Source organism: Nocardia salmonicida NBRC 13393 (genome assembly GCF_001613085.1).
Lineage (GTDB): Bacteria > Actinomycetota > Actinomycetes > Mycobacteriales > Mycobacteriaceae > Nocardia > Nocardia salmonicida.
Genome location: NZ_BDBR01000022.1, coordinates 1 through 10,857 on the forward strand (window position 1 = coordinate 1; position 10,857 = coordinate 10,857).

Here is a 10,857-nt window from a genome sequence, read left to right on the forward strand (position 1 = left end):
GGTGTCCGTCGACCGTCTGCTCGCGGCCGGGCACACCGTCACCGTCTACGCCTCGATCCGGCCAAGATCCCCGGCCGTTGGGGTGATCAGGTGCGGGTCGTGACGGGGCAGATGTCGGACGATGCCGCGCTCGATACCGCGATCACCGGGGCCGACGCTGTGGTCAGCGCGCTGGGCCCAAGCTTGGACCGCAAAGCTATTGGGCTGCCGTTGATCGAGGGTACCGCCAACATTCTCGACGCGATGAAGAGCCGCGGTGTGCACCGCTATGTCGGCCACGCGACGCAGTCGGTGCTGGACCCGCAGGAAAAGCCCACCCCGGTCACACGGATGATCGGTTTCATACCCAGCACTTTCATGCGCCGCGCCTACGACGAGGTCACCGGTATGTCCGACCTGATCATGGGCTCCGGCCTGGACTGGACGATCGTGCGGTTCATCGCTCGACGACTTTCTCGAGGGCCGTGTACGCCGCGACACGTTTTCGACGGTGACAACCCGTCCGTCGGCGTTTCGTTCCAGCTCCCAAGGCATTCCACGAGCCACGCGTATACGCGAGCAACGACAGGTTAAGCAGTGCAATGATTTGCGCTACCGAGGGCCCGAGGTCGGCACTGGCGGCGCCACGACTGCTGCACTCGTGATCCGGGTGGCGGGTCGGGTATGAGCTGGAGCCATTAGGGTCCGCTATGGGTTTGGCGGAGTGCCCATAGATTGTGGCGGTCGGGGACCTATGCTCAGGACTGAGGTTTGTTCGAGGTCGGCAAGAAGGGCTTGGCTGGCTCTACAGTCGTGGGCGTGTGCTCCCCGCGCGAGTGGGGATGAGCCCTCAGCGCCGAGCGGACCTCGCCGAGCGGGAGGTGCTCCCGTGTACTGCGGCGACCTCATAGGGACTGCAGCGTCGAGGCGATCAGGGTGGTGTCGGTGCGACAGGACGGGACGGCATCTTCCGTGGCTCTGTTGCCGGGATCCCTGCCCTATGTAGTTGCGTTCCAACGTGCAGTCGCTGAGCTTGGAAGGCGACCGCTCGAAGGTGATTCCATATAGCTATCAATCTCATATGCTCGGTCAATCTGGGCTTGGGGTTGGCCGGGCTCGTCGGCGTGCAATATACGTGCAATAGCGCAGCCCAATGTTGCCTATCAGTGCGTACATCTGCGCGATCGCGATAACAGGCAAAGTTCCAGTTAGATGCCGATTTTTCGAGGTAGGAGCGGGTTTCGGTCTCCTGGTGTCTGCCGGTTCGAAACCAGCTGGGACCACCAGAAAATACAGGTCAGGGCCTTTTTGGTGATGGTCGTGCAATATACGTGCAATAGCGTTAAGTGTCCGGGGCTTCGACGCTGACGGGCAGGGTAACCGAACGTGCTCGACAAGCCCGCTGAGGCGTGGTGCCCGTCACAATCGCCCTCGTCTGCCCGCTCCGTGCGGTGCATCATGTTCGGCAACTTCAGCCGACGAACTGGCGCATATCAGCGCGATCACGTGACGGAATACGTTGTATCCCAACGTATTCCGGTGGTTTGGCCACATCGCGGCGTTGATGTCTTCGATTGCTATCCGGATCTGCTTCTCGGAACCCTCCATCGAGCGTCGGCACGCCGACTCAACGTGCTGGTCGCAGGTCTTTCTGGGTCTGCTGGCTTGAAACCAGCTGGGACCACATATGGTGGCTGGTCAGCGGTGGGTTCCATGTCAGCCAGCCATTTTCGTGCGATATACGTGCAGAAGCGCTGTCTGTGAACCTGCGATTTTGCGGAGTTCGGTTGGCGATACGAACCATTCGGTATGTGATATAAGTTACATACCTTCGTTGTGTTGATGCGCAAGCCATGGTCCCGGCGCCGCATCCGCTTCCGTCGAGGCCCGTCACGAGCTCTGGGCGTCGGCATTGCGCGGCTGGGAGACCCGACCGGACAGCGGGATCTGCGGATCTGATGCGCAGGCGGGGGTCGATCGGCCGCCTGACCGCCGACAACCCCCTTTTACCGGTGGCCAGGTGAGTACACCGGTGAGCGGTTAGAACCGTTCGCGGCTTGCGGCTGGACGGGAGGTACCCAAACCGGAACCGCAGCTGAGCCCTTCCTATTCGCGCAGACGTTCACTCAGGCGCGGAACTGCGGGGGTGGCGATGCTGTGTCACCGATAGCCTGTGGATCGGGCTGTCTTGTTCGTTTCGAAGTCGCCTTCAGCGTTTTCGAAGTGGTGTTCAGTGGCCCTGCGGCGACCGCGTAGTTCGTCGCCCAGCCGTCGGCCTTCATCGAGCAGTCCCGTGAGGCGCTCGGGCGTCAGCGGAGTTATCGGAAGGCGGTGGGCGCGTGCCCCCTTGTCGACGGCTTGACCGGTGAGGCCGAGCGCTTGCCCGATCTGGTCCCCAAGCGGGCGGCGGTATCGTTTTATCCCCTCGTGCGTGGCGAGGACCGGTCCGTGGTCGCCTGTGGTGTGGCGGATTTCGGGGGAATCGCGGCTGGAGTGGGTGCTGCTTCGCGGGCGGCGAAGGCGGTGGGGGTGAGGTCGGTGTGTCCGCGGAAGAAGCGGCCGAAGTTGGCGGGATCGGTGAAGCCGAGATGAGCGGCCACGGTTCGGGTGTCCCAGCGGGCGGTTCCCAGGAGACGACGGGCTTCGAGGAGCCGACGCTCGTCGATGAGCTCGCGCGCCTTTTTGCCGGTGGCGTCGTGGGCCGCACGGCTGAGGGTGCGCACCGAACAGCCGAGCAATTCGGCGTAGTCCGTGGCTTGATGCATTTCGCGGAAGTGTAGCTCCAGGGCGTTCACGAACCGCCCGTAGGTGTCGCTGCGACGGGTGTCGATTGTCGCTGTGGTCGTGGGTGTGATGTCGGAGGCGTTGGTCAGACGCAGGAGCAGTGTTTCGAGCAGGCTTCGCCGCAGGGCGTGATGCAGATCGAGGGGCCGACGTCCGAGGGCGCGGTGTTCATCGAGGAGTTGGAGTGCGGTCTGCTCCAGCCAGGCGGTGTCCTTGGGGTGCGGGCTCAACACGGCTGGGGCCTTGTGTGCGAGCAGCGGTGCCAGCAGTCGGGCCGTGTCGGGCCTGAGGACGTCGGGCTCGAACAGGATGAAGGGGCCGCGGGTGGCACCGGGCGGGTGCCAGCACTGTACGTGGCCTGGTCGCACCCAGAGCCATTGGCCGGGGGTGATGGTTCGGGTGATGTGGTCGACGTCGTGTCGTAGTGCGCCTTCGGTGACCAGGATGAGGTAGTGGAAGGTCGCACGGCCGGGCAGCGGCGGGTTCCAGGGCCAGTCGTCGTGGTGGGCGAAGAAGTTCTCGATGGTGTTCACCTCGAGGCCGTACGGCGTGCCGACCGGGGGCTGGAAGCGGTACAGCGGCACCTCGCCCGCTCCGCCACCACGTCGCCCCGCCCTGGAGTGTCGCTTGTCGACCATCACGTGTCCGCACACTACCGCCCAGATTTCGAGGGGCGGGTCGGACCTGCCGTCGCGACCGCACGGTGTGTCGTCCGGATCCGTGCGAACCTGCGTAGGTCGTGTCCTGGTCTCCGGGCCCCATACCGCCCGGCCTAGTCGAGTACGACGACGTGTTTACCGGGGCTGGTGCCGGCTTCGAGGTCGCCGTGCGCTTGCCGTACTTGTTCGAGTCCGTGGTAGGCGCGGGCGAGGGTGGGTGTGAGGCGTCCGGCGGCGATGGCGTCGAGTTGGCGGGCGAACACCTCGGCGGGCAGATCGCTGGCTTCGCCGCCGTAGCAGGTCAGGCGGACTCCGATCGGGATGAATCCGAGAGGGCTGAAGTTCTCGGTGGCCCAGTCGCCGCTGAGTGCGCCGGCGAAGCAGCCGGTGCCGTGGATGCGGACCGCGGCGAGCGTGTCGGGAAGGGTTGCCATTCCGGCCAGTTCGAGTGCGGCGTCGACACCGTCGGGGACGATCGCGCGGACGGCGTCGGCGATCTGGCCGTCGTCGACGAGAGGGTGGTCGATTCCGCGTTCGCGCAGCCAGTCGATCCGGTTCGGGTTGCGGGTGGTGGACAGCACCGTGGCGCCCATGTCCTTGGCGAGGGTTGCGGCGGACAGGGCGACCGTGGAGGTTCCGCCGCGGATGAGCAGGGTCTGTCCGGCGCGCAGGTCCAGGCCGGTGGTCAGCGAACCGTAGGCGGTTTGGAACATCTCCGGTAGTGCGCCGACGATCTCCCAGGGCAGGTCGGTGTCGAAGGGGATGACCTGCGCAGCGGGGACGAGGGTGTATTCGGCGTAGTTGCCGTCGAACGAGCGGCCCATGCCGCCCATCATCGTGGCGACTTTCTGCCCCGGCTTCAGATCGCTGTCGGGGTCGGCAGCGTCGACGATGCCGACGGCTTCGATGCCGAGGATGCGCGGGAAGGTGAAGTCCGGGCTCGATTCGCCTTTCCTGCTGGTCACTTCGGACTCGTTGACGCCGAAGGCCTTGATGCGGATACGCACCCAGCCGGGCCGCGGCTCGGGTTTGGGCACTTCGGAGGGTATGAGGATGTCGAGGCCGCCGGGTCCGGCGAGCTTGATCGCGCGCATTGTCTCGGTCATGGCTTACTTCCTCTCGCTAGTGGTAATGCCGACGTCGAGTGCAGTGGCCGGGCAGCTCATCGTTGGCGGGCCGCGTTTCGTGATCGTTTGTGCTGCTTTGGTTTTCGTGCCGCCGTCGCTGTCTTGCCGTCAGTGGTCAGGTAGTGGCCGGTGCCTTCTTGCGTCGCCGACCCGCCATAGTGGGGCGGACCAGGTCGTAGGAATCGAGCACTAGCTCGGTCACCAACTCCGTGGTGACTCCGCGTCCAGCTCCGAGGGACATCCAGTGCTTTTTGTCCAGGTAGCGGCCCACGGTCATCGAGGGGAACTGTGCGCGCAGCGACATCCCTCGCGCCGGTGCGGCTTTGACCGTGATGATCTGCTCCTCGGGGTCGTCGGTGACGATGAGGAACACCTTGCCGCCGGTCTTGTACACATCGAGCTTGTCCACGAAGGGGTGTCCGTGGCTGACTGCGGGCAGGGACTCCGCCGCCTGGCGAGCCGCTGCCTGTAGCCGCTGGCCTGTCAGCCCGCCGCGCTGCGACCGAGCGGCGGGCAGGCCCGACACGACAAGGTGATGGGAGTCGGTGACCAGGTCCCGGACCAGGGGTGCGGAGATCCCGTCACCGGCGGTCGCCGTGATCCAGTGCCGCTTGTTCATGTGATATCCGGGCGTGATCTCCGAATATTGGGTATGCAACGCGATCGCGTCGTCGGGATCGGCCTTGACGATCACCATCGGTTCGCCCCGCACCTCGGTCACCAGCATGAAGACCTTGCCGCCGACCTTGTACACCCGCCAGTCCGGGCCGAAGGGCTTTTCCACCACCGCTCCTGGTAACCGGGCCGCGGTTTTCTCGGCGACTGCGAACAACTGCTGAGCACGCATCGAAGCTCCTTTCCGGCCAACAGCCTTGAAGGGCGGACCTAACGTCTGTACCTGTAGCGAGAGCTGCAGGCGGTCAGGGACGGTCGATGTGGTCGAACAGATCCAGAACCTCCCGGTAATGGGCGCTGGGGTCGTAGGGAAGGTTGCCGACGCCTCCCGAGACGGGCCGGTCCACGACCGCAGGCCACAGACGGGTCTGCTCGCCGGTGGCGAAGTCGAGCACGAGGTCGCGGATGCGGGTGTCACGGTCGGCTTGCTCGGGGCTGCGGCCCGGCTTTTCCTGGCCGACCAGGGCATACATCTCGGTGCCGTGCACGGCGGGTGCGCCCTCGGCGGGCCCGATGATGAGCAGGTGGGCGTTACCGCCCGCCGCGGCGTGAGCCGCAGCGCCGCGGGCGGCGGAAAGCCCGAAGATGTAATCGGACAAGAACGCGGCACGGACCTCGGCTGGAGTGCGGCCGCCCAGATCGTAGGCATCGACGAGTTTCTTCGCGCGGGAGCGGGGAACACGCCAGCCCGCCACTTCGTCGATCACACAGTCGACGGTGTGTGGGTCGAATCGATCGAGGTCGTTGGCCACCCACCAGCCCATGTCGTCGGTGGCCATGCTCAGCAGGATGTCGGCGTCGCGATGCGCGCCCGAGGCGAGGACGTCCATCGGGTGGGCGTGCAGAACGGCGCCGGGTTGTTCGGTATCCAGGACGACGCCGAGGCTCTTGCAATCCATCCCGCCGCGTTCGCCGAGATCGGTCGGGGTGACCTTGTGCAAAGCTGCCACCAGGGCGGTTGTATCGAAGTCGAACAGCTTGTTCGGATTGCTCGCGACACCGAGTTCGGTGACGAACCGGTGCGCGAGTTCCTCGGCCCACCACGCCGGCTGGAGCCGAGTAGGCCCGGCGGAGAATCCGGCCAGTCGCCGGTACAGGCCGTTCGCGGCGGCGGCACCGAGCAGTCCGAAGGTGGAATACGCCCCGGCGCTGTGGCCGTAGACGGTGACATTGTCCGGGTCGCCGCCGAAGTGGGCGATATTCTGCCTGATCCAGGTCAGCGCGGCGATGACGTCTTGCAGGCACAGGTTGCTGGCCTCGGCCAGTCGGCCCCCGTACTGCGAGAGCGAGACTGCTCCCAGGGCGCCGAGCCGATAGTTGATCGACACGCTCACCACACGTTCCGACGCGGCGAGACCCGAAGCGTTCGAAGTGATCTGGGTGTTGGCGCCGAACTCGAACCCGCCGCCGAAGATGTACACGGTCACCGGCAGCGCCTGCCCGGCCGGGTGCTCGGGAGCCCATACGTTCAGGTTCAGGCAGTCCTCGCCGGTGCCGCTGTCGGCTTCGAGCCAGTCGCCGCTATCGGGCTGGACCGGTGCGACGCCTTTGCGGTCATAGGGCCGGTCGGGATCGAAATCCGCGAGCACCGGGCGGCGGAACCGCTCGGCCGTGGCGTAGGGGATGCCCCACCACGACCGCACACCTGGTGCGGTCGGGGCCTTGGGTGCGCTAGCGGGCATGGCGTGTCCTTCCGACGGGATTCGGGTATTTCGCACATCGTGTCGCTGACTGATTGCTGCGGTGACGCCTTCCCATCATTCGCGTAGATCCGGCGAATCAACCGGCATTCAGAGGTCAGTTGATGGTCATCAGATGACACGTGGGCGGAGCTACTTGCGGTGGACGCGGTCGTGGACCGGATGGACAGCACGGGTACGCCATGCTTGCCGGCCATACGGTCGGAGGTGACCAACTTATCGGCGCGCTGATCCGTTCGTGCTCGCGCAGCAGGTCGAGATACCAGCGTCTGCGGATCGACACCGGCGGTAGGGCTGGTCGACGCGGAATCGACGACGCGGACTCGCTGAACCAGACCTACGGACCGGGGTTCGGCGGCGGGGAATGAGGGCTGGTTGCCGCGTCGGGGCGAGGAGCGGAGGTGGCGGGCAGGCGCGCTATCGGTGCCGGCCGGCTGAAAGCGAATTGCAAGGACCAGCGGTTACGGTCGGCCTGAACGTGCCCGGTCGCACCACGAGTTCGACATTCGCAGGAGGTTTCCGATGGCTGCTACACGTTCTGACCTGCGGGGGAGCAGGGAGTACCTTGTCGGGGCGCTGGTACTGCTGGTTGTCGGGCTGATCTCCGCGGCATACGGGTGGATGTTCACGGCGGCGATCCTGTTCGGCTCGCTGGTGTTCTTCATCATGGGCGTCACCAGGATGGTGCTGCGGCCGAAGCGGGGCGCAGGCGGCACGGCGCGCAGGTCGGGATGGCTTGCCGCAGGTAGTGCCGGTGCCTGGTTCGCCGGGACCGGTGACGGCGGTAGCGGTGACGGTGGCAGTGGGGGAAGCTGCGGTGGCGGGAGCGGTTGTGGTGGCGGTGGTGGGTGTTGAGCCGCGAATGACCGGGACCTGGTGGAGGGTCCGGGTCCCGGTCGTGCTGACCCGGTGCGCACCGGGTCGGGTTCCGTTGTCGAACTGACTACCACAGGTCGACGAGGGCGGCGTGGACTGCCCGGCCTGCGACGGGGTCGCCGACCGCGATGCGGGCGCTACCGTCGGGGTAGGCCTTTGCTTTGATGCCGGCGCGGCGCAGGGCGGTGGCTACTCCGGGTCCGGGCAGGTAGAGGAAGTTCGCGTGACTGCGGGGGACATCGATTCCGCAGGCCAGCAGGGTCATTCGCAGGAGATCGCGTTCGCCGTTGATGCGGTCGACGCGGTCGCGAAGTTCCTTGCCTGCCGCGTAGGCGGCGCGCACTGCGGCGACGGACGCGGTGGGGGTGCCGAAGGGCAACTGCTGGTGGCGGATTCGTTCGATCAGCTTTCCACGGCCCACGTGAGGGCCCGACGGAAAGATGCACCAGCAGATGGGCTTTCACTCGCTTCGCCACCTGTACGGGTTGCTGTTGGCGGACCAGGGCAACCATTCACCGCCCTCGGGGAGACTTTCCAGCCGAAGAAAGTGACGCGGACAGTCATCCTGCATCGGAAGACGATCGTCATCGACTCGACCGGTCGCCCCCGAAACCTCCGCACCGACGAGCATCGCGCGTTCTGGGCATGGGCAACAGTCGAGTTGTTGCGTCACACCGGCACCCGGATCGAGGAGATGCTCGAAACCAGCCACCACAGCATCGTCCAATATCAGCTCCCCGAGACCGGCGAGGTCACACCTCTGCTGCACATCGCACCATCCAAGACCGACGTCGAACGCCTGCTGGTGATCGATCCCGAACTCGCCGATGTCTTGTCCACCATCATCGCGAGGATCCGGCAGCCCGACGGAATCGTTCCTCTCGTTCCGCTTTATGACACGTCTGAAAAGGTTTGGAGCGCACCAACTCCTCTACTGTTTCAGTGGGTCTACGGCGGCATCGAAGCATCGCCGATCTCGGTCGAAGCGATCCGCCGCGCAGTCAGGGAGATCCTCGAAGACACCGACCTGCTCGACGCCGACGGCCAACGGCTCTACTTCGTCCCGCACGACCTGCGAAGAATCTTCACCACCGAGGCCATCCTCAACGGGATGCCACCCCACATCGCTCAGATGCTCTTGGGTCACAAGGACATCAACACCACTATGGGCTACAAGGCCGTCTATCCAGAGGAGGCGATCAACGGACATCGAGCCTTCATCGCGCGCCGCCGCACCTTGCGCCCGAGCGAGGAATATCGCATACCGACCGATGCCGAATGGGATGAGTTCCTCGGCCATTTCGAGCGTCGGAAGGTCGCGCTCGGCGAATGCGGCCGGGCATACGGCACGAGTTGCCAGCACGAGCACAGCTGCTTCTCTGAACTCACTGACCATGCCCATCCCGGCGTCGCCCGAACGCACGCTCATGCCGATGTGCGCATGGCACAGACCAGTCGATGTCCATCAAGGCACCCGGTGCCAGCCACCGGTCGCGCCATTGGCGCAGCACCGAGGGCCGGAACCGGAATGGGTTGCGCTCGAACAGCACCGAGTCATCACGGACGTAGGTGGCGAACACCTCGGCGGCGTCTCGCGGGGGCAGGACGGTGAGAATCTGTGGTGCAGGTTGGCCAGCTGCGGAGGCGCGGCATCGACCATGGAGCACGTGCCTGTCACGTGTCGCCAGTGCGGCTCAACGTGTGACCGGCACCCCCGGTCGGCAATCGCGGCTCGACCGGGCTCCAGCTTCAAAGCTCTATATTGCCGCGGTGATGTCGATCGGTCAGCTCTACGGGCTCAACGCCAGACCGGGCGGCCGGCACCACATCCGGGGCGGCGGCCCGAGCGGGCCCTTACTCAATTGCGTGCGCCCGAGATGGTTTCGGTTGGCCTCCTCGATCGCCGGAGTCCTGCCATGATTTCTGGAGTCCCGCCAGCGCACCTCCGGAGCAGCGATGGCCCGTCGAGAAAGCAGGCATGTTTCGATGAGTAACCGCGGAGTTCCGCAGCACCATCCCGTTGTCATCGCCCACCAGTCCAGCCGCGCGGGCGACCTCCAGTTGCGCATCGCCGATACGATCACCAAGTTCGCCGGCTCCATGATGTTCGTTTACCTCCATGCGGTCGCTTTTCTGCTCTGGATGCTGTTCGCCGAGACCAGCCCGTGGCCCACGCTGACCCTGGTCGTCTCCCTGGAGGCAATCTTCCTGTCGACCTTCGTCATGATCGGACAGAACCGGCAGGCGGATTTCCAGCGCGCCAAGGCGGATCACGACTTCATCGAGCAGGAACTCGAACTCAAGACGAACACCGAACTGACCCGTGCCATCCACGCGATGACCACTGAACTCCACCGCAGGCTCGTGCAGGACGCGGATCGGGATTGAGGATTCGCGCCACACTCTCGCCAGTGGCTGGTAACGATCGAACACACGATATGCCGCGAGCAAGCCACACTCGAGACCCACGGACCTGGGAGCGATCCCAGCCAAGGAGACGACCGCAACAGCCCCGGCTTACCTTGATCGCGCCGAACGTCCGCATCTGCCGCTGGGCACTCGGTCACGAACGTCCGCATCTGGCTCCCCTCTCGTGTCAAGGCGTGGGTTGCAGGTCGGGGCTATTCTGGTTGGTGGTGAGTCCGGGATGAGGCTTGTCCGAAGTGCCGGTGTGCGGGGTTGAGCCGGTCGCGCTGGAGTCAGTAGTCGTCCCCGATTGCCCTCCCGGGCTTGCCTTTTCCCGTCTGAGCTGGTCATCGAGCATGCGCCTGATGAAGGGCTTTCGTCACCGTCTGGCCCGACAGAGGTCTCACGTGGCCGAGTACGCGTCCTCGAACCGATCGAACGTCCACCTCACGGGCCGGCTGTTCGCGGCAGGTGGTCCACGTTCGCGCAGATTCGTGCATGACGTCGGCGACAGAACTCGACGCGCACTCGCGCAAAGCTTCGTCAGACGGCACCGTCGGTGGTGCTGGCCCAGGTACCGTGGGCAACTTCTCCGCTCGATCGCCGAGCTGAACGCCGAATGGCCCACTGACAGAGATCCTCTGACTCTGG

9 protein-coding genes are annotated in these 10,857 nt (G+C 65.2%); 4 read left to right on the top strand and 5 right to left on the bottom strand.

All coding sequences use genetic code 11. From position 1 onward, the window contains the following. On the top strand, positions 1-573 hold a 573-nt coding region (locus NS1_RS21350; protein WP_218019959.1), incomplete at its 5' end, for an NAD(P)-dependent oxidoreductase. A 1,823-nt stretch (positions 574-2,396) separates the two neighbouring features. Here NS1_RS21350 and NS1_RS21355 read toward each other — a convergent pair. The 4 genes from NS1_RS21355 to NS1_RS21370 all read right to left on the bottom strand — a co-directional run bounded on the left by NS1_RS21355 (position 2,397) and on the right by NS1_RS21370 (position 6,906). Next, positions 2,397-3,401 carry a helix-turn-helix domain-containing protein gene (locus tag NS1_RS21355; protein ID WP_084503893.1) on the bottom strand — a complete coding sequence of 335 codons (1,005 nt, stop codon included), beginning with the start codon at positions 3,399-3,401 and terminating at the stop codon, positions 2,397-2,399. Between the two features lie 134 nt (positions 3,402-3,535). Continuing rightward, positions 3,536-4,528 (bottom strand): alcohol dehydrogenase catalytic domain-containing protein, encoded by a 993-nt coding sequence (locus NS1_RS21360; RefSeq protein ID WP_218019960.1) that lies wholly within the window; start codon positions 4,526-4,528, stop codon positions 3,536-3,538. A gap of 136 nt (positions 4,529-4,664) precedes the next feature. After that, positions 4,665-5,396 carry an MmcQ/YjbR family DNA-binding protein gene (locus tag NS1_RS38625; protein ID WP_063816221.1) on the bottom strand — a complete coding sequence of 244 codons (732 nt, stop codon included), beginning with the start codon at positions 5,394-5,396 and terminating at the stop codon, positions 4,665-4,667. A gap of 73 nt (positions 5,397-5,469) precedes the next feature. Beyond that, positions 5,470-6,906 carry a carboxylesterase family protein gene (locus tag NS1_RS21370; RefSeq protein ID WP_062987097.1) on the bottom strand — a complete coding sequence of 479 codons (1,437 nt, stop codon included), beginning with the start codon at positions 6,904-6,906 and terminating at the stop codon, positions 5,470-5,472. 540 nt (positions 6,907-7,446) lie between these two features. Here NS1_RS21370 and NS1_RS21380 point away from each other — a divergent pair. After that, complete coding sequence (locus tag NS1_RS21380; protein ID WP_176580390.1) at positions 7,447-7,779, top strand: hypothetical protein; 333 nt, start codon at positions 7,447-7,449, stop codon at positions 7,777-7,779. 88 nt (positions 7,780-7,867) lie between these two features. On the opposite strand, the gene NS1_RS21385 is transcribed toward NS1_RS21380, so the two are convergent. Then, positions 7,868-8,221, bottom strand: a complete 354-nt coding sequence (locus tag NS1_RS21385) for an aminotransferase class I/II-fold pyridoxal phosphate-dependent enzyme (protein WP_062987101.1) — start codon at positions 8,219-8,221, stop codon at positions 7,868-7,870. A gap of 243 nt (positions 8,222-8,464) precedes the next feature. Between NS1_RS21385 and NS1_RS39215 the strand changes: the two genes are divergently transcribed. Further along, entirely contained in the window at positions 8,465-9,412 is a 948-nt protein-coding gene (locus NS1_RS39215; RefSeq protein WP_373864357.1) for a tyrosine-type recombinase/integrase, read from the top strand. 374 nt (positions 9,413-9,786) lie between these two features. After that, on the top strand, positions 9,787-10,188 hold the full coding sequence (locus tag NS1_RS21395) for a DUF1003 domain-containing protein (RefSeq protein WP_062987103.1): 402 nt from the start codon (positions 9,787-9,789) through the stop codon (positions 10,186-10,188). Positions 10,189-10,857: the final 669 nt, after the last annotated feature.